Raw genomic sequence first — 19,158 nt, 5'->3', positions numbered from 1 at the left:
GGTATTGGCCCAGTCCAGCGACCCCGACCAGGTGATCGCGGCCATGGGCGGCCAGACCTACAAGGCACCGTCGGGCTACACGCTGGAAATGGACAAGACCAACCACCACCTGCACAAGCCTGTGATGATCGGCGAAATCAAGGCCGATGGTCAGTTCAACGTGGTCTACAAGACCAAGACCACCATCCGCGCGCAACCGTGGAGCCCGTATATCCCGGGTAACGAAAGCAAGCAGAAGAACTAAGCTTGTCGTCGTTGTAAGGCGTTCTTCGGAGCGCCTTCGATACGCCGCGATGCGGCTACTCACTCAGTCCGAACGGGGTTTTGTTGCACATCCCACGGGCCGTTCGTCTTGAGTAGCCGCGCAAGCGGCGTATCGAAGGCGCTCCGTGCGCCCCCATGCATTTCCCTCCACAAGAAAAACGCCCGACGACTCGCCCCGGCCACAGCATCGACCGGCCCGCGCTTCGAGGCGCACACAGATCATGAAACCAGCCATCCAGTTCCTACGCGGGCTGCTCGCGACCTGGCTTTGCGTCCACGCCCTGGGCGCGTTCGCAGCCATCGATCCGGCCCTGCTCAAGCCCCTTGGCGGAGACGACCCCGACGCGCGCATCGACGCCGTCAACCAGATTGCGGCGCTGGCCAACGACGACGCCATCAAGATTCTCAATGCCCTGAACAGTGATGCGCTCTACGTCACCCCTGCCGGTGATGTGCTCATCGTCGACGATGCGGGAAAGGCCTTCAACCCGGCCACCGACCAAGGTGGCCCGGCGCCCGATGACGCCGAAGGCATCACCGTCAACAACCGCCTGCGCGGTGCGGTGGAAGGTGCGCTCTCCGGCCTGAAACTGCTCTCGCCACAGCGCGAGCAACGCCTGGCGGCAGCCACCGACCTGCTCAAGAGCGCCGATCCGGCACAGGCCCCGCTGATCGCCAAGGCCCTGGCCAAGGAAGGCGACGCCCAGATCAAGGACATCCTGCAACAGGTGCAGGCCACTGCCAACCTGCATGCGGCCGACCCGGCCGCGCGCCGCGCCGCCGTGAAGACGCTGGCCGAAACCACCAATGCATCGCTGAAGCCCGCACTGGAAAACATGCTGGCCAAGAACCCCGATGGCTCCTACATCGAACCCGACGAAGGCGTGCGCGTGGAGGCCGTGCGCACGCTGTCGGCACTGGATCGCCACCTGGCCATCGTCGACTTCGCCGGCAAGCTGTTCTATGGCATCTCGCTGGGCAGCGTGCTGCTGCTGGCCGCGCTCGGCCTGGCCATCACCTTTGGCCTGATGGGCATCATCAACATGGCCCACGGTGAATTGCTGATGATCGGCGCCTACACCACCTATGTCTGCCAGATGGTGTTCCGCAAGTTCTTCCCCGGCGCCATCGACGCCTACCTCGTGGTGGCGCTGCCGGCGGCCTTCATCGTCGCTGCTGCGGTGGGCATCGCGCTGGAGCGCCTGGTGATCCGCTGGCTCTATGGCCGTCCGCTGGAAACCCTGCTCTGCACCTGGGGCATCAGCCTGATGCTCATGCAGTGCGTGCGCTCCATCTTCGGCGCGCAGAACGTCGAAGTGGCCAACCCGAGCTGGATGTCGGGCGGCGTCACCGTGCTGGGTTCGCTGGTGCTGTCCTATAACCGCATCGTGATCGTGTTCTTTGCGCTGTTCGTGGTGTTCGCGGTGTGGCTGATCTTGAACAAGACCCGCCTGGGCCTGTTCGTGCGCGCCGTCACGCAGAACCGCCGCATGGCCGATTGCGTGGGCGTGTCCACCGGCAAGATCGACATGATGACCTTCGGCCTCGGTTGCGGCATCGCCGGTCTCGGTGGCGTGGCGCTCTCGCAGCTGGGCAATGTCGGCCCCGACCTGGGTCAGGGCTACATCGTGGATTCCTTCATGGTGGTGGTGCTGGGTGGCGTGGGCCAGCTGGCCGGCACCGTCATCGCCGCCTTCGGGCTGGGTGAGGTCAACAAGTTCCTGGAACCGATGGCAGGGGCCGTGCTGGCCAAGATCGCCATCCTGGTCTTCATCATCGTATTCATCCAGAAGCGTCCGCAAGGCCTCTTCGCACTCAAGGGAAGGAGCGTCGAATGAGCACCATGATCATGCGCCCCTCGCTGTTCAATCGTCCGGCCTGGACCGGCATCGTCATCTGCACCGTGGTGCTGGCGCTGCTGCCGGTGTGCAACCTGCTGTTCCCGGCGGATAGCAGCCTGCACGTCTCCTCCTACACCATCGCCCTGGTGGGCAAGTTCATGTGCTACGCCATGGCGGCGCTGGCACTGGACCTGGTGTGGGGTTATACGGGCATCCTCTCGCTGGGCCACGGCGTGTTCTTCGCGCTGGGCGGTTACGCGCACGGCATGTACCTGATGCGCGCCATCGGCCGTGACGGCGTGTACCAGAGCGACCTGCCGGACTTCATGGTGTTCCTGAACTGGAAGGCCTATCCCTGGTACTGGTGGATGACGGACCACTTCTGGTTCGCCATGCTGCTGGTGGTGCTGGTGCCGGGTCTTCTGGCCTTCGTGTTCGGTTATTTCGCGTTCCGTTCGCGCATCAAGGGCGTGTACTTCTCCATCATCACGCAAGCGATGACCTTCGCCTTCATGCTGCTGTTCTTCCGCAACGATACCGGTTTCGGCGGCAACAACGGCTTCACCGACTTCAAGCGCATCCTCGGCTTCACCATCACCTCGCCCGCGACCAAGGCCGTGCTCTACCTGGTGACGCTGGCGCTGCTGGTGGGCGCGCTGGTGGTGTGCCGCATGATCGTCACCTCCAAGCTGGGCCGCGTGCTGCAGGGTGTGCGCGACTCCGAATCGCGCCTCATGTTCATCGGCTACAACCCGCTGTGGTTCAAGCTCTTCGTGTGGACGCTGTCGGCGGTCATCTGCGGTATCGCCGGTGCCTTGTACGTGCCGCAGGTGGGCATCATCAATCCCTCCGAGATGTCGCCGGCCAACTCCATCGAGATGGTGATCTGGGCCGCCGTCGGTGGCCGTGGCACGCTGATCGGCCCCATCATCGGCGCCTTCACCGTCAATGGCTTGAAGAGCTGGTTCACCGCCGCCTTCCCCGACCTGTGGCTGTATGCGCTGGGCCTGATCTTCATCCTGGTCACGCTGTTCCTGCCGCAGGGCATCCTGGGTCTGGTGCAGAAATTCAAGAAACGCGATGCTGCGCCCGCTGAAGGCAGCGCATCCAAGGAGGCAGCATGAGTGCAGTCGAACCCGGCAAGAATGCCACCGGCATCGGCGGCCTGGGCGGCAACGTCGACACGCCCCGCGCCGACCATGGCACGTCCTATGACCGCATCAAACCCGAGGGCGTCGACACCACCCACGGCGCCATCCTCTACCTGGAAAACATCACGGTCTCCTTCGATGGCTTCAAGGCCATCAACAACCTGAACCTGGATATCTCGGTGGGCGAACTGCGCTGCATCATCGGTCCCAATGGCGCGGGCAAGACCACGATGATGGATGTCATCACCGGCAAGACCCGGCCCACCGCCGGCACCGCCTTCTTCGGCCAGACCATCGACCTGACCAGGATGACCGAGTACGAAATCGCGCACGCCGGCATCGGCCGCAAGTTCCAGCGCCCAACCGTGTTCGAGCAGCACACCGTGTTCGAGAACCTGGAACTGGCGATGAAGATGGACAAACGCGTCAAGACCACGCTGTTTGCGCGCCTGTCGTCAGAGCAGATCGGCAAGATCGAGGACATCCTCAAGCTGATCCGCTTGAACGGCCAGGAACATCGCCTGGCCGGCCTGCTCTCGCACGGCCAGAAGCAGTGGCTGGAAATCGGCATGCTGTTGATGCAGGAGCCGCAACTGCTGCTGCTGGACGAACCGGTGGCCGGCATGTCCGATGCCGAGACCGCGCGCACCGCCGAGTTGTTGAACGAGTTGCGCGGCAAGCATTCCATCATGGTGGTGGAACACGACATGGGCTTCGTCGAGGAGATCGCCCAGGGTGGCAAGGTGACCGTGCTGCACGAGGGATCGGTACTGGCCGAGGGCAATATGCGCCAGGTGCAATCCAACGAGCGTGTCATCGAAGTCTACCTGGGACGATAAGAGCGGAGACCATCAACCATGCTGCAAGTCAATGAACTGAACCAGTACTACGGCGCCGCGCATACGCTGCGCGGGGTCTCCCTGGATGTGCAGAAGGGCAAGGTTTTGTCCCTGCTGGGCCGCAATGGCGTGGGCAAGACCACGCTGCTGAAATGCCTGATGGGCGTGCTGCCGGTGGCCAAGGGGAATGTCATGTTCGAGGGCCACGATATCACCAAGTTGAAGCCCCACCAGCGCGCCAGGCTGGGCATCGCCTATGTGCCGCAGGGCCGCGAGATCTTCGCGCGCCTGACCGTGGAAGAGAACATGCTCATGGGCATGGCCACGCTCTCGGGTCGTCGCGCCTCCACCATCAAGGGCGAGGTCTATGAACTCTTTCCGGTCTTGAAGGAAATGCTGCACCGTCGTGGCGGTGACCTCTCCGGTGGCCAGCAACAGCAACTGGCGATTGCCCGCGCGCTGCTGGCCGAGCCCAAGCTGATCATCCTGGACGAGCCGACCGAGGGTATCCAGCCCTCCATCATCAAGGACATCGGCCGCGTCATCAGCCTGCTGCGCCAGCGCGGTGATATCGGCATCCTGCTGTGCGAGCAGTATTTCGACTTCGCCCGCGAACTGGCCGATACCTTCGTCGTCATGTCGCGCGGTGAGGTGGTGGCGGCTGGCACGCAGGACCAGATGGATGGCGAGGACGTCAGGAAACACCTGGCGGTCTGAAGAGCCCGGTCCAACAGATACCGTTCGGACTGAGTAGCCGCAAAGCGGCGTATCGAAGGCGCGCCTGCGTTGACAAGCAGCTCAGCGCCTTCGATACGACCCTGCGGGTCTACTCAGTCCGAACGGGGCGCAATACACAAGACGAAGCTGCGCATTTGCACCGGGTCTGCTATAAAGTCGCATGACCGCGACCGGGCTGTCCCGGTGCAAAGAGCAGGCCTTCCAAGCAATCAAGAACCAGGTATGAAACGACTCCCCGGCCACCCGGAACCCGCCAGCATGCCAGCCTCCCCGCTCGCGGGCGCGCCCCTGCGGCATGCGCCGGATCACGCACGCCTCGCGCTGGGCTTTGCCGACGATGCCGGCACCACGCGACTGCTGCGGCGTCAGCACTTCGGCCCGCTGCGCGTGCAGAAACCGCTCTATCCAGAATCCCCTTCGGTCTGCCACGCCATCATCGTCCATCCACCGGGCGGGATCGTCGGTGGCGACCAGCTGTCCATCACGGCCGAGGTCGGCGAGCGCGCCCATGCCCTGCTGACCACGCCGGGCGCGGGCAAATGGTATCGCGCCAACGGCCAGCACTCGCGCCAGGTGGTGCGACTCGACGCCGCCGCCGGCGCAACGCTGGAATGGCTGCCCCAGGAAACCATCTTCTTCGATGGCGCCGATGTGCGCATGGAGCATGAGGTCACGCTGGCCGCCGACGCCGCTTACCTGGGCGCGGAGATCCTCTGCTTTGGTCGCACCGCCTCCGGCGAGCGCTTCAACACCGGTGCTGTGAGCCAGCGCACCAGCATCCGCCGTGGCGGCAAGCTGGTGTGGTTCGAGCAGGGCCGCCTGCAGGCCGAGGATGGCGCCATGCAGGGGCCGCTGGCCCTGGATGGGCAAACCATCTGCGGCACCCTGATCGTGGTGGGGGATGGCATGGATGCCGCCCTGCTGGGCCGCCTGCGCGAAACCATCGGGGCCTTGCAACTGGAAGGACGCAGTGGTGCCACGCTGATGAAGCAGGTACTGATCGCGCGCTATCTGGGGCAATCCAGCCTGGTGGCGCGGCAATGGCTGCACGCGGCCTGGCATGTGCTGCGACCGGCGGTCACCGGCAAGGATGCCGCGATTCCACGCATCTGGAATACCTGAGATAGCTCAGCGACACAAGAAGAACCGAATCAAGCGAAGTCCAGAAAGTTATAGAACCTGAAGGCCGCCAGCCGGCCGGGAGCCAACATGGAACTGACACCAAGAGAGAAAGACAAGCTGTTGATCTTCACCGCCGCGCTGCTGGCCGAACGCCGCAAGGCGCGGGGCCTGAAGCTCAACTATCCGGAAGCGGTGGCCCTGATCACCGCCGCCATCATGGAAGGCGCACGCGACGGCAAGACCGTGGCCGAGCTGATGTTCGAGGGCACCACCATCCTGAGCCGCGCCGATGTCATGGAGGGCGTGCCGGAGATGATCCCCGACATCCAGGTGGAGGCCACCTTCCCTGACGGCAGCAAGCTGGTCACCGTCCACCATCCGATTCCTTGAGGAGCGCGTCATGATTCCAGGCGAAATGCTGGTCGAACCCGGCGACATCGAACTCAATACCGGCCGTCCCACCGTGACGGTGACGGTAGCCAACAGCGGCGACCGGCCCATCCAGGTGGGCTCGCACTTCCATTTCTACGAAACCAATCCGGCGCTGCTGTTCGAACGCACCGCCGCCTATGGCATGCGTCTGAACATCGCCGCTGGCACGGCAGTGCGCTTCGAGCCGGGCCAGGAACGTACGGTGGAACTGGTGGCACTGGCAGGCGAGCGACGCGTCTATGGCTTCAATGCGCTGGTGATGGGCAAGCTGAAGGCTCAGCACGGCAACGACAAGAAGGGGCAGACCCAATGAGCAAGATTTCCCGTTCGGCCTATGCCGAGATGTTCGGCCCCACCGTCGGCGACCGTGTGCGCCTGGCCGATACCGAACTGTTCCTCGAAGTCGAGAAGGACTATACGATCTATGGCGAGGAAGTGAAATTCGGCGGCGGCAAGGTGATCCGCGATGGCATGGGCCAGTCGCAGCGCGCCCACGCCGACGTAATGGATACCGTCATCACCAATGCCCTCATCGTCGACCACTGGGGCATCGTCAAGGCGGACCTCGGCATCAAGTCGGGCCGCATCGCCGGCATCGGCAAGGCCGGCAATCCCGACATCCAGCCCGGCGTGACGATGGCCATCGGTGGTGCCACCGAGATCATCGCGGGCGAAGGCATGATCGTCACCGCCGGCGGTATCGACAGCCACATCCACTTCATCTGCCCGCAGCAGATCGAGGAAGCGCTGATGAGCGGCGTCACCACCATGATCGGTGGCGGCACCGGCCCGGCCGTGGGCACGGCGGCGACCACCTGCACACCTGGTCCGTGGCATATCCACTCCATGCTGGCGGCAGCCGATGCCTTCCCGATGAACCTGGGCTTCCTGGGCAAGGGCAATGTCAGCCTGCCGCTGCCGCTGGAAGAACAGATCCGTGCCGGCGCCATCGGCCTGAAGCTGCACGAGGACTGGGGCTCCACGCCTGCGGCCATCGACAACTGCCTGACGGTGGCCGACCGCATGGATATCCAGGTGGCCATCCACACCGATACCCTGAATGAAGGCGGCTTCCTGGAGCACACCCTGGCCGCCTTCAAGGACCGTACCATCCACACCTTCCACACCGAGGGTGCAGGTGGCGGCCATGCACCGGACATCATTGCGGCCGTGGGCCAGGGCAACGTGCTGCCCTCCTCCACCAATCCGACGCGTCCCTTCACGGTCAATACGCTCGACGAACACCTGGACATGCTGATGGTCTGCCATCACCTGGATCCGGCCATCGCCGAGGACATCGCCTTCGCCGAATCGCGCATCCGCCGCGAGACCATTGCGGCCGAAGACATCCTGCATGACATCGGTGCGATCTCGATGATGTCTTCCGACTCGCAGGCCATGGGTCGCGTGGGCGAGGTGATCCTGCGCACCTGGCAGACCGCGCACAAGATGAAGGTACAGCGCGGCTCGCTCAAGGAAGACAGCTCGCGCAACGACAACTTCCGCATCAAGCGCTATATCGCCAAGTACACCATCAACCCGGCCATCACCCACGGCGTCTCGCACGTGGTCGGTTCGCTGGAGGTGGGCAAGCTGGCCGATATCGTGCTGTGGAAGCCGGCCTTCTTCGGCGCCAAGCCCTCGATGATCCTCAAGAGCGGCATGATCGCCGCCGCCCAGATGGGTGACCCGAATGCCTCCATCCCGACGCCCCAGCCGGTGCATTACCGGATGATGTTCGGCGCCTATGGCGGTGGCCTCAAGACCTCGATGACCTTCGTCTCGCAAGCGGCCTTCGATGCCGGCATCGGTGAGCAACTCAAGCTCAACAAGCCAGTGGTGGCGGTGAAGAACATGCGCAACCTGCGCAAGCGCGACATGATCCACAACGGCGCCACGCCGAAGATGGAAGTCGATGCCGAGACCTACGAAGTGCGTGCCGATGGCGAACTGCTGGTGTGCGAACCGGCGGTGTCGCTGCCACTGGCGCAACGTTATTTCCTGTTCTGATTTTCTTTAGATTTCTTCATGCTGACTCTCAATACCAAGATAGACCAGGCCGACCAGATCGACGGCGAACTGGAACTGCCCTACGACCAGCGCGAGAAGAGCCGCCTGCGCGCCACGCTGCGCTCGGGCGAGGACGTGGCCGTGTTCACCGTGCGTGGCACCGTGCTGCGCGATGGTGACCTGCTGCGCGGCGATGATGGCCGCGTGGTCAGGATCATCGCCAAGGCCGAAGCCACCTATCGCGTCGATGCGGCCGATGCGCATCTGCTGCTGCGCTGTGCCTTCCACCTCGGCAATCGCCACACCCAGGCGCATATCGGCCATGCGGGTGGCGTGGGCTTCCTGCGTATCCGCAAGGATCCGGTGTTGAAGGAAATGCTGGAAGGCCTGGGCGCGCAAGTAAGCGAGGAACAGGCCGCCTTCGAACCGGAGGCCGGTGCCTATGGCGGCGGCCATCACCATCATGGTGACGATCATCACCACAACCCGCTGGCGCCGATCCCGCTGCGCCAGAAGATCCATCGTCCCGGCGACAAGAAGGAAGAAGGCTGATCCATGCACGCCAGCGCCTTGCTGCATCTGCTGCAACTGAGCAGCCCGTCCCTGCCGATCGGCGCCTATAGCTATTCGCAGGGGCTGGAGGCGGCCATCGAGCATGGCCGGGTCAGCAACGAGGCGACGGCGCGCGCCTGGATCGGCCACGCGCTGCATGAGGTGGTGGCGCGCTTCGAGGCGCCCATCTTTGCGCGGCTGGTGGCGGCATTCGAAGCGCGTGATACCGCGGCGGTGACGCTGTGGACCGAGCGCTTCATCGCCGCACGCGACACCTCCGAGTTTCGTGCCGAGACCATCCAGATGGGTTACTCGCTGGGCAAGTTGGCCACCGACCTGAAGCTGGGCGACGCGGATCTGCTGGCCATCCTGCAGGCCCAGCCGGAACTGCCGCTGCCGACTTCCCTGGCCTTCGCCACGGTAGCCTTGCAGGTGCCGCGCGAAGCGGCAGTGCTGGGCATGCTGTTCGCCTGGGCCGAGAACCAGGTGCTGGCTTGCGTGAAGACGGTACCGCTGGGCCAGGTGGCCGGGCAGCGCATGCTGCTGTCGCTGCAGCCTGAACTGGAGAAAGCCGCCACCACGGCGCTGACGCTGGAGGACGAAGACCTCTGCAACTGGGCGCCCGGCCTGTCGCTGCTGTCGATGCAACATGAGGTGCAGTACAGCCGCATCTACCGTTCCTGATTATTTATACCCTTTACGTTTCAATACGACCAAGAGACCACCATGAGCAATCCCACTTCCAATCCGCTGCGCGTAGGCATCGGCGGCCCGGTCGGTTCCGGCAAGACGGCGCTGTGCGAAATGCTGTGCAAGCGCATGCGCGACCATTACGACATGGCCGTCATCACCAATGACATCTACACCAAGGAAGACATGGAGATCCTGCTGCGCGCCGATGCGCTGCCGGCCGACCGCCTGATGGGGGTGGAGACCGGTGGCTGCCCGCACACGGCCATCCGTGAAGATGCCTCGATCAACCTCGAAGCGATCGCCCGCATGAGTGCCGACTTCCCCGACCTGGACCTGATCCTGGTGGAATCCGGCGGCGACAACCTCGCGGCCACCTTCAGTCCCGAACTGTCGGACTTGACCATCTATGTGATCGACGTGGCCGGTGGCGAGAAGATCCCGCGCAAGGGCGGCCCCGGCATCACCCGTTCGGACCTGCTGATCATCAACAAGACCGACCTGGCTCCCTATGTGGGCGCAAATCTGGATATCATGGCGGCCGATGCCAAGCGCATGCGTGGCGAACGCCCCTTCGTGTTCACCAACCTGCGCAGCGGCGAGGGTGTGGAGAAGGTGATCGAGTACATCCGCAAGCAGGGCTTGCTGGACGAGAAGCCCAAGAACTAAGCCCCTCAATTCCGACGAATCTGCTATATCTTCCCAAGGAGAAATCATGTTGACAGTCTCGACCAAGACCCGCGCCCGTTTGGGCGTGCTGGCCGTCACCGCGCTGGCGGCCGGCTCCGCGCTGGCCCACCCGGGCCATCCTGGCTCCACCATGGATGCCACGGCCAGCATGGCCGCCGGCTTCGCCCACCCGTTCTCGGGTATCGATCACCTGCTGGCCATGCTGGCCGTGGGTCTGTGGGCAGCGCAGAACAAGCAGCGCGCCCTGTGGGTGTTGCCGCTGGCCTTCCCGCTGATGATGGTCGTCGGTGCACTGCTGGCCTTCGCCGGCCTGCAAGTGCCGGCGGTGGAAACCGGTATCGGCGCCTCGGTGGCCGTGCTGGGTCTGCTGATCGCGTTTGCCGTGCGCATGCCGCTGTGGGGCAGCACGCTGGTGGTGTCGCTGTTCGCGATGTTCCATGGTTACGCGCACGGCGCTGAACTGCCGCATGGCAGCTCGGCCGCCCTGTACGGTGCCGGCTTCATCGCCGCGACCGCGCTGCTGCACGCTGCGGGCCTGGGCATCGGCCTGGTGGCCGGCCAGAAGATGGCAGACCGCGTGGTGCGCATCGGTGGCGTGGGTATTGCCGCCGTGGGTGCTTACCTGCTGGCGGCCTGAAGCACCTCGGCCGTCACTGGCTGGTTGCCGCGCGCGGCCAGCCAGGCATCCAGCACGGCCTCGCTGCCCTTGGGGCAATGCAGGCCGAGCTTGGATCGCCGCCACAGGATATCGGCCGCGCTGCTGGCCCATTCGTGGCGTAGCAAGTAGTCCACCTCGGCGGCATACAAACCGCCCAGGATCTCCTCTCCCATCTCTTCCAACTGGCTCTTCCCTTCCAGCAGCACATGGGTGCGGCTGCCATAGGCGCGTGCATAGCGCTGCAACAGCGATGCCGGCAACCAATGATATTGCTGCTGCAGGGCGCTGACGTACTGGGCGAATTCGCGTACCGAACGATTGGCTGGCTGTGTGCCGTACAGGTCACCACCTGGCAGGCAGCCGTGCTCGGTCCAGGCGCCACGCTGGTTGCCCAGCACCGGAGCGATCATGTCCACCGCCTCCTCGGCCAGCTTGCGGAAGGTGGTGATCTTGCCACCGAAGATGGAGAGCAGTGGGGCGCCCTCGGTGTTCAGATCGAGCTGGTAGTCACGCGTGACCGCCGAGGCATCGGCAGCGGCGTCTTCCAGCAGCGGACGCACACCTGAATATGACCACACCACATCATCCGGCGTGATGGGTTTCTCGAAATAGCGGTTGGCCAACTGGCACAGGTAGCTGATCTCGTCCGCCGAAATCGCGACGTTTTCCACCGCGCCCTTGTATTCGATATCGGTGGTGCCGATCAGGGTGAAGTCCTGTTCGTAGGGGATGGCGAAGACGATGCGACCATCCGGGTTCTGGAAGATGTAGGCATGGTCGTGCTCGAAGAGGCGCTTGACCACGATGTGGCTGCCCTTGACCAGTCGCACCGACTTGCTCGAATGCACGTGCGCCGCGCCGCCCAGGAACTGCGCTACCCACGGACCGGCGGCGTTGACCACGCAACGGGCACGCAGCTGCATGGCATGACCGTCTTCACGCCGCAGCACGGCTTGCCAGTCCTTGTCCTGGCGGGTCAGCGATTCGCAGCGGGTGCGGGTCATGATGTGCGCGCCTTTCTCGGCGGCGTCCATGGCATTCAACACCACCAGCCGCGCGTCATCGACCCAGCCATCGGAATAGACGAAGCCACGGGTAAACTGCGACTTCAGCGGCGCGCCCGAACTGTGACGGCGCAGGTCCAGTGCACGCGAGCCGGGCAGTAGCTCGCGCCGGGCCAGGTGATCGTAGAGGAACATGCCCAGGCGGATCAGCCAGGCCGGGCGTTGGCCCCGGTCATGCGGCATGACGAAACGCAGCGGCCACATGATGTGGGGAGCGCTGCGCAACAGCACTTCGCGCTCGATCAAGGCCTTGCGCACCAGGCCGAACTCGTAGTGCTCCAGATAGCGCAGGCCACCGTGGATAAGCTTGCTGGAGGAGGACGAGGTGTGCTGGGCCAGGTCGTGCTGCTCGCACAGCGCCACCGACAGGCCGCGCCCGGCGGCGTCGCGCGCGATGCCGGCGCCATTGATGCCGCCACCGACCACCAGCAGGTCGTATTGCGGAGGATAGGTGATACCTTCAGTGCCACGTGCTTTCATGCTGGCCTCGCTCCCATGTCAGAGAATGCGCTTGCGGATCTGCGTGACCACCACTTCGGTGACGATCACGATGGCGAAGATGGACACCAGCACGGTGGCCACGCGCGGCCACTGGAACAGGTTCAGGGCGGTGTCGAGCACCATTCCCACGCCACCGGCGCCGACGATGCCCAGCACGGCCGATTCACGCACGTTGATGTCCCAGCGCAAGAGCACGATGGACATGAAGGCGGGCTTCAGCTGCGGCCAGTAGCCATACCAGATCTCGGAGAACTTGCTGGCACCCGAGGCCTGCAGCGCCTCGATGGGACCACGCGGCATCTGCTCGATGGTCTCGCCGGCCATCTTGCCGACGAAGCCGATGGAGCGGAAGGCGATGGCCAGGGTGCCGGCCAGCGGACCGGGGCCGAAGATGGCCAGGAACAGCAGGGCCCACACCAGCGAATTGACCGAACGGCTGGCTACCAGCACGATGCGGGCGAACAGGTTCAGGCCGCGATGGCGAGTCAGGTTGGGCGCCACCAGCAGGCCGAAGGGAATGGCCAGCACGATGGAGAGCAGGGTACCGAGGGTGGCGATGTGCAGGGTCTCGATCAGGCCGGCCTTCACATCGGTGCCGAAGTAGGCCCAGTCGACGGGCCACATGCGGGAGAGCATGTCGCTCATCTGTTCCGGCGCATCGTAGAGGAACTCGGGAATGATCTCGATATAGCGCAGCGACTGTACTACGGCCAGCGCGATGACCAGCCACACCGCAAAACGCAGCACGCGCTGCATTGGCGTGTGGCGCTGCCATTCGCGCTCGGCCGGGTTGAGCGTGGCCGCAGGGCGGGGGAGGACGGTATCAGACATTGAAGACCTTCTTGACCGAGTTCGCCAGCAGTTCGCCGACGACGATGATGGTGATGATGGTGACCAGGATGGTGAGCACGAAGTCGTAGTCGAAGCGCTGGAAGGCGGAGAACAGCACGCCGCCCACGCCGCCGGCGCCGACGATGCCCACCATGGTCGAGTTGCGCAGGTTGGAGTCGAGCTGGTAGGTGGAGAATCCGACGAAGCGCGACATCACCTGTGGTAGCACGCCGAAGAGGATCACGTTCATGAACGAGGCACCGGTGGCGCGAATGGCTTCGACCTGCTTGATCGAGATCTCTTCGATGGCTTCGGCGAAGAGCTTGCCGATGAAACCGATGGAGGCCACGATCAGTGCCAGTACGCCAGCCAGGGCGCCGAAGCCGACCGCCTTGACGAACAGGATGGCCACGATCACCGGGTGCAGCGAACGGCATACCGAGACCAGCGCGCGGGCCGGCCAGGAGATCCAGGAGGGCATCAGGTTGCGTGCGCCCATCAGGCCGATGGGCAAGGACAGCAGGATGCCGAACAGCGATGCCAGCACGGCGATCTGCAGGGTTTCCTTGATGCCGCCCCAGAGGATGTCACCCTTGGAAAGATCGGGCGGGAACATGCGGCCGAGGAACTTGGCGCCATTGCCCAGACCCGAGGAGAAGCGCTCCCAGGAGAATCCCAGTTGCGTGGCGGCATAGATGGCGTAGAGGGCGATCAGCCAGATCACCACGCGGGTCGCCAGCTGTGGCTTGAAGGCCAGGCTCACGCGGGCGCGGGTGTTGTGGGAGGTTGCAGTTGTCATGCCAGCCAGTCCTCGCCACCGTAGATCTGCTTGAGGAAATCGTCCGACAGGTTCTCGGCATTGCCGTCGTAGACCACGTGGCCGCCGGACATGCCGATGATGCGGTCGGCGTAACGCTTGGCCAGTTCGACGTCGTGGATGTTGACGATGACGGGGATCTTCTGGGCGCGGCCCTGCTCCTTCAACAGCGAGATGATCTCGAAGGAGGTCTTGGGGTCCAGCGAGGACGTCGGCTCATCGGCCAACAGCAGGCGCGGGCGCTGCATCAGGGCGCGGGCGATGCCCACGCGCTGGCGCTGGCCACCCGAGAGCGCATCGGCGCGCTGGTTGGCGAAGTTGCCCAGGCCGACGGTGTCCAGCAGCGCGAAGGCGTGGGCGATATCGTCCTTGCTGAAATTGCGACGCCATGCGGTGAAGGCGTTGACGTAACCCAGGCGTCCGCACAACAGGTTCTCCATCACGGAAAGACGCTCCACCAGGTTGTACTCCTGGAACACCATGCCGATATGGCGACGCTGCTCGCGCAGGGCACGTCCGCGCAGCTCGGCCAGGTTCACGCGTTTGCCTTCGCCCTCGAACCAGATCGCGCCACGACTGGGATCGACCAGGCGATTGATGCAGCGGATCAGGGTGGACTTGCCGGTGCCGGAGGGGCCGATGATGGCAACGAGGCCGGCGTCGCCGATCTTCAGGTCTATCCCCTTGAGGATGGGATGGCCGGGCTTGTATTCCTTGACCAGGCCCTGGATTTCGATGGCGTGTGACATGGGAGGCGCTTTCTCTGGTGATGCGCGGCGTTTCGCGGGATGCGAGGGGCCGCGGCCCGCACCAGTGGCGCGGGCCGTGTCGTTTGTGTCGTTTGTGACGGGTGTTCGGTGCTGCCTCACCCGGGCCAGGACGGCCACGGGTGCAGTGCGGGTCAGGTGCTTACTTCTTGCCGGCGTTCTGCTTGTCGTAGGCGGCGCGGTTGAAGGATTCGCCGGCCGACTGGGCCACGAAGCGCACCATCTCGAAGTCCTTCTTGTAGTTGATCGGATAGAAACGATCGGCGCCGGCGAAGGCCTTCTTCAGTTCATCGGTGAAGCGATAGTCGTAGAAGCACTTGAGCATCTTGTCGCGGAAGTTCGGCTCCAGGTCGTGCGCGTAGGCGAAGTCCTGGGTCGGGAATTTCTCGCTGTGCCAGATGACGCGGAAGTTCTCGGCCTTGATGACGCCACGTTCCACCATGCGATCGAAGACGTCGGAGGCCACTGCAGCGGCGTCATAGTCACCCGAGTTCACGCCCAGGATGGACTGGTCGTGCTTGCCGGAGAAGATGACCTTGTAGTCCTTGTCCGGGGTCACGCCCAGCTTGGGGAATAGCGCCATCGGTGCCATGTGGCCGGAGTTCGACGAGGGTGCGGTGTGAGCGACCTTCTTGCCCTTGAGGTCGGTCATCTTCTGGATCGGGCTGTCCTTGCGCACAATCACGTTGAGCGTGTAACCCTGGTAACCCTTGGCATCGCCGATGACGGCGAACGGCACGGCGCCGGCGATGTTGACGGCGAAGTTGGTCGGGCCTGGCGAGAAGCCGCCCACATGCAGGCGTCCGGAGCGCATGGCTTCGATTTCAGCGGCATTGGACTGCACCTGGAAGAACACCACTTTCTTGGCGGTGCACTGTGACAGGTAGTCGGTGAAGGGCTTGAAGATCTTGTCGTAGACGGCCGGGTCTTCCACCGGGGTGAAGGTAAAGACCAGGGTGTTGGGGGTCTTCAGCTTCTTGGGATCGGTGGGCGTGTCGGCCGTGAGATCGTTGTTGGCGTCGCAGTATTGCTGGTCGAGGTCGCCGCGATGGCTGCAGGTGTCCTGGGCAAAGGCGATGGCCGGTGCGGCCAGCGCGAGGGCCAACAGGGTCTTGATCAGACGCTGGGTCATGCTGTCTCCTGGTGATGGTCTTGGTTTTGGTGCCGGTCGCGGGCTCCGATTGGCGGGGCCCATGCCGACGATGTGCGGGAGTGTAGGCGAGGGGGGCGGCTTTTGCCACCGTGCGGCTGTCAAAACCGGGACTTTCCTTGCAGCTGCCTTTCCAGCGGCTTTCAATCTGCTTTCAAAGGCACAGGTAGCGGGACTCGCACAGGCCACGGTTTGGCGGTATAAAGGCGGCTGACCAACGATAACGACACGGAGATCATGCATATCCTGCTGGTGGAGGACGACATCGACATGTCGCGCGCATTGCTGAGGGCGCTGGAGCGGCGCGGCTTCCAGGTCACGCATTGCGGTGATGGCATCAGCGCACTGTCGCAGATCAAGGATGGGGTCGGCGACCTGGTGGTGCTGGACCTGAACATCCCGGGACTGGACGGACTGCACCTGCTACAGCGCATACGCTCGCAGGACATCGGTACGCCGGTCATCGTGCTGACCGCGCGCGGCGCCGTGGGGGACCGTGTGGTCGGTCTCAATGCCGGCGCGGATGACTACCTGGCCAAGCCTTTCGACCTCGATGAACTCGATGCGCGCATCCGCGCACTGCTGCGTCGTCGCAGCAACGCGGATGATGGCGGACAGCGTTGCGGCCGCCTGCGTTTCGATCGGGGATCCGGCGCTTTCTATTGTGGCGAGGATCCTCTGGAATTGACACCGCGCGAGCATACCTTGCTCAAGGCGCTGATCGCCAAGCCCGGGCATGCGGTGACCAAGGAGAAGCTGTTCCGGCTGGTCTTCCCGATGGAAGAGAATACGCAGCTCGAAGCCATCGAGGTGGTGGTACATCGGGTGCGCAAGAAACTCATGGAGACTGGTGCGGAGATCATGACGCTGCGTGGTTTGGGTTACCTGCTGCGTGACCGGCAGCAGGGCCGCGGGGACTGACGACGTGGCACATCTGTTTTCGAGACGGCGCTCCGTACGTGCCTATCTGCTGGCGTGGATCATCTCGCCGATCGCCCTGTTCATCGTCATCGATTCGTTTTCGCTGTATCGCAATACGCTTGAGTCGGTGAACACGGCCTATGACCGGATGCTGATTGCCTCGGTGCATTCCATCGGCGATCTGCTGCGCATCGAGAATGGTGAGCTGAAGGCATCGCTACCGTATGCGGCACTGGAAATCTACGAAGCCGATTATTCGAGCCGGATGATCTATCGTATCAATGACCTGGACGGCAAGTTCTTCGAAGGCGATGACGACTTGCCGGCTTACCGTGGCCGGGCCGACAAGGAGGCCATCTATCCGGCGCTGGCGCATATCTACGAGGATAACTACAACGGTGTTCCCGTGCGGGTGGCGGCCTTGTTCCAGCCGGTGGTGAGCAATGATCCCCGTGGCGCGGCACTGGTGCAGGTCGCCGAGACCATGGAGAACCGCAGTGCGCTGGCACGCAAGATCTTCTGGGAGACACTGATCCGCCAGGCCGCCTTGCTGGTGGTGATCGTGTCGGTGACCCTGTATGTGGTGCGGCGTGCGTTGCAACCGGTGGATGCGCTGCGCCGCCAGCTGGATGAACGCCCGGCCGAGGATCTCTCGCCGGTGGCCCCACCCATGGCGCCGCGCGAGCTGCAGCCATTCATCAATGCCCTGAACCAGCTGATGGCAAGGTTGCGACGGCTGCTGGACCATCAGCAGCGCTTCGTTGCCAATGCATCGCATCAGTTGCGCACGCCGCTGGCGGTTCTGAAGACACAGCTGCAATCGGGATTGCGCGGGGATGCACCACCGCATGTGATCCTGGGTGAGATGTCCGGTACGGTGGAGCGGGCGACGACTCTGGCCAATCAGTTGCTGTCTCTGGCCAAGGTGGAACAGATCAGAGGGCGGGGCGCACAGGAAGTCTGCGACCTTGGCATGCTGGCGCGCGAGACGGCCGTGGACCTGTCACCGCTCATTGCGGAGAAGGACCTGGATTTCGAACTGGAAGCCGACAAGATCCTGGTGATGGGGCATCCGTGGATGATAGGAGAGCTTATTTCCAATCTCCTGCATAACGCGATCCGGCATACGCCGATTCAGGGGCGGCTTGGGATACGCATCAGTGCGATGTCCGATGTCGCTGAGCTACTGGTCTGGGATAGCGGAGAGGGCATCGATGAGCTGGCGATGGAGAATGTCTTCAAGGCGTTTTCATCCAATGTGTCGTCGGCCGGTGGATTGGGGCTGACGATCTGCGCGGAAATCGTGGATTCCATGCAGGCGACGATCAGCTTGCGCAATCGCGTCGATGATGGCGGAAAGGTGGAGGGCTTGAATGCCCTTGTACATGTCAGGGCCGTGCTGAGCTAAGGTGCTATTGGGATATGACTGTGGAAAAATTAGTTTTTTCGGCATGAGCTTCCTGGTGAACGTGATGTGTTCTGGAAACTGCTGTGAATAAGTTTTTCTTTCTTCTTATCTTCAGGAATCGCTGTGGACAAGATAGAAGGAATCGTTCTACAGCGCGACTTTGCAGTAGCTTGCCGGCCTTTTCCTGCAATTGAAGTAAGGAGTGGATTGTTAGTAGATGGCCGGCTTTGCCGGCCATTTTTATTTCTATTCTTTCCTTGCCACCATTGGCAGCGAGCGCTGCTGCTGACTGCTTTCAGTGACCTGTTGTGCAGATGCGCTCCCGAAGCGCGTGCTTCAACAAACGCTGTGTATAAGTTAAATCTCGACTGGATATATAGCTTTTCAGATGTGCATAACGCATCGGGTTCAATTTCTGCCTACCGCGGAATCGCTGTGGATAGATCTTCTGCGTCCATTCTGATTCCGGGCGCGACATGCACGATGCACGTCGGCTACCTGCGTTGCGCGATGCCGAGAATGATGCCGTGAAGGGGGGGAGTTGGCAGGAGGGGAAGTGATGTGAGCGGACAGCATCGCGATTTTCGGCCGCCCAAAGCAAAAACCCTCGCTACTTTCGTAACGAGGGTTCTTGGGAGTAACAAGCCTGACGATGACCTACTTTCACACTGGTTGCAGCACTATCATCGGCGCGAAGTCGTTTCACGGTCCT

Annotated in this window: 20 protein-coding genes; 15 read left to right on the top strand and 5 right to left on the bottom strand. The window is 63.2% G+C overall.

Annotated features, from left to right (window positions below; translation table 11 throughout):
• From ACIPHN_RS25300 to ACIPHN_RS25240, 13 genes are all read left to right on the top strand, one after another.
• On the top strand, positions 1–244 hold a 244-nt coding region (locus ACIPHN_RS25300), incomplete at its 5' end, for a transporter substrate-binding protein (RefSeq protein ID WP_400441824.1).
• A gap of 241 nt (positions 245–485) precedes the next feature.
• Positions 486–2,102 carry an urea ABC transporter permease subunit UrtB gene (urtB, locus tag ACIPHN_RS25295; RefSeq protein ID WP_400441821.1) on the top strand — a complete coding sequence of 539 codons (1,617 nt, stop codon included), beginning with the start codon at positions 486–488 and terminating at the stop codon, positions 2,100–2,102.
• Positions 2,099–3,229 carry an urea ABC transporter permease subunit UrtC gene (gene urtC / locus ACIPHN_RS25290; protein WP_400441818.1) on the top strand — a complete coding sequence of 377 codons (1,131 nt, stop codon included), beginning with the start codon at positions 2,099–2,101 and terminating at the stop codon, positions 3,227–3,229. The genes urtB and urtC overlap by 4 nt, the downstream gene beginning before the upstream one ends.
• A complete protein-coding gene (urtD, locus tag ACIPHN_RS25285; protein WP_400441815.1) occupies positions 3,226–4,095 on the top strand; it encodes an urea ABC transporter ATP-binding protein UrtD in 870 nt (289 codons plus the stop codon). The genes urtC and urtD overlap by 4 nt, the downstream gene beginning before the upstream one ends.
• Before the next feature lie 18 nt (positions 4,096–4,113).
• The gene (urtE, locus tag ACIPHN_RS25280) at positions 4,114–4,812 is read left to right on the top strand and encodes an urea ABC transporter ATP-binding subunit UrtE (RefSeq protein ID WP_400441812.1); all 699 of its coding nucleotides are present in this window, start codon (positions 4,114–4,116) and stop codon (positions 4,810–4,812) included.
• A 243-nt stretch (positions 4,813–5,055) separates the two neighbouring features.
• Positions 5,056–5,955 (top strand): urease accessory protein UreD, encoded by a 900-nt coding sequence (locus ACIPHN_RS25275; protein WP_400441809.1) that lies wholly within the window; start codon positions 5,056–5,058, stop codon positions 5,953–5,955.
• 87 nt (positions 5,956–6,042) lie between these two features.
• Positions 6,043–6,345 (top strand): urease subunit gamma, encoded by a 303-nt coding sequence (locus tag ACIPHN_RS25270; RefSeq protein WP_400441806.1) that lies wholly within the window; start codon positions 6,043–6,045, stop codon positions 6,343–6,345.
• 10 nt (positions 6,346–6,355) lie between these two features.
• Entirely contained in the window at positions 6,356–6,700 is a 345-nt protein-coding gene (locus ACIPHN_RS25265; protein ID WP_400441803.1) for an urease subunit beta, read from the top strand.
• Complete coding sequence (gene ureC / locus ACIPHN_RS25260; RefSeq protein WP_400441801.1) at positions 6,697–8,397, top strand: urease subunit alpha; 1,701 nt, start codon at positions 6,697–6,699, stop codon at positions 8,395–8,397. Before ACIPHN_RS25265 ends, ureC begins: the two co-directional genes overlap by 4 nt.
• A gap of 18 nt (positions 8,398–8,415) precedes the next feature.
• On the top strand, positions 8,416–8,949 hold the full coding sequence (ureE, locus tag ACIPHN_RS25255) for an urease accessory protein UreE (RefSeq protein WP_400441799.1): 534 nt from the start codon (positions 8,416–8,418) through the stop codon (positions 8,947–8,949).
• 3 nt (positions 8,950–8,952) lie between these two features.
• Positions 8,953–9,633: an urease accessory protein UreF gene (locus ACIPHN_RS25250; protein ID WP_400441796.1), complete on the top strand. Its 681-nt coding sequence runs from the start codon at positions 8,953–8,955 to the stop codon at positions 9,631–9,633.
• A gap of 42 nt (positions 9,634–9,675) precedes the next feature.
• On the top strand, positions 9,676–10,308 hold the full coding sequence (gene ureG, locus ACIPHN_RS25245) for an urease accessory protein UreG (RefSeq protein ID WP_400441793.1): 633 nt from the start codon (positions 9,676–9,678) through the stop codon (positions 10,306–10,308).
• Between the two features lie 46 nt (positions 10,309–10,354).
• Complete coding sequence (locus ACIPHN_RS25240; RefSeq protein WP_400441790.1) at positions 10,355–10,966, top strand: HupE/UreJ family protein; 612 nt, start codon at positions 10,355–10,357, stop codon at positions 10,964–10,966.
• On the opposite strand, the gene glpD is transcribed toward ACIPHN_RS25240, so the two are convergent.
• The 5 genes from glpD to phnD form a co-directional block, all read right to left on the bottom strand.
• Positions 10,948–12,531, bottom strand: coding sequence for a glycerol-3-phosphate dehydrogenase (gene glpD / locus ACIPHN_RS25235; protein WP_400441787.1), 1,584 nt, complete (start codon positions 12,529–12,531; stop codon positions 10,948–10,950). The genes ACIPHN_RS25240 and glpD overlap by 19 nt on opposite strands.
• An 18-nt stretch (positions 12,532–12,549) precedes the next feature.
• On the bottom strand, positions 12,550–13,383 hold the full coding sequence (gene phnE / locus ACIPHN_RS25230; protein ID WP_400441785.1) for a phosphonate ABC transporter, permease protein PhnE: 834 nt from the start codon (positions 13,381–13,383) through the stop codon (positions 12,550–12,552).
• Positions 13,376–14,182: a phosphonate ABC transporter, permease protein PhnE gene (phnE, locus tag ACIPHN_RS25225; protein ID WP_400441782.1), complete on the bottom strand. Its 807-nt coding sequence runs from the start codon at positions 14,180–14,182 to the stop codon at positions 13,376–13,378. The genes phnE (ACIPHN_RS25230) and phnE (ACIPHN_RS25225) overlap by 8 nt, the downstream gene beginning before the upstream one ends.
• Complete coding sequence (gene phnC, locus ACIPHN_RS25220) at positions 14,179–14,949, bottom strand: phosphonate ABC transporter ATP-binding protein (RefSeq protein WP_400441780.1); 771 nt, start codon at positions 14,947–14,949, stop codon at positions 14,179–14,181. Before phnC ends, phnE (ACIPHN_RS25225) begins: the two co-directional genes overlap by 4 nt.
• 160 nt (positions 14,950–15,109) lie before the next feature.
• Positions 15,110–16,099 (bottom strand): phosphate/phosphite/phosphonate ABC transporter substrate-binding protein, encoded by a 990-nt coding sequence (phnD, locus tag ACIPHN_RS25215; RefSeq protein ID WP_400441777.1) that lies wholly within the window; start codon positions 16,097–16,099, stop codon positions 15,110–15,112.
• 255 nt (positions 16,100–16,354) lie between these two features.
• Here phnD and ACIPHN_RS25210 point away from each other — a divergent pair, with 255 nt between their 5' ends.
• Together ACIPHN_RS25210 and ACIPHN_RS25205 are read left to right on the top strand one after the other, a co-directional pair.
• On the top strand, positions 16,355–17,038 hold the full coding sequence (locus ACIPHN_RS25210; protein WP_400441774.1) for a response regulator: 684 nt from the start codon (positions 16,355–16,357) through the stop codon (positions 17,036–17,038).
• 4 nt (positions 17,039–17,042) lie between these two features.
• Positions 17,043–18,446 carry a sensor histidine kinase gene (locus tag ACIPHN_RS25205; RefSeq protein ID WP_400441771.1) on the top strand — a complete coding sequence of 468 codons (1,404 nt, stop codon included), beginning with the start codon at positions 17,043–17,045 and terminating at the stop codon, positions 18,444–18,446.
• The last annotated feature ends 712 nt before the right edge of the window (positions 18,447–19,158 follow it).

Source organism: Herbaspirillum sp. NPDC087042 (genome assembly GCF_044745245.1).
Classification (GTDB): domain Bacteria; phylum Pseudomonadota; class Gammaproteobacteria; order Burkholderiales; family Burkholderiaceae_D; genus Herbaspirillum.
Note: the sequence above shows the minus strand (reverse complement) of the source record. Positions and strands in the feature narration are given on the sequence as shown.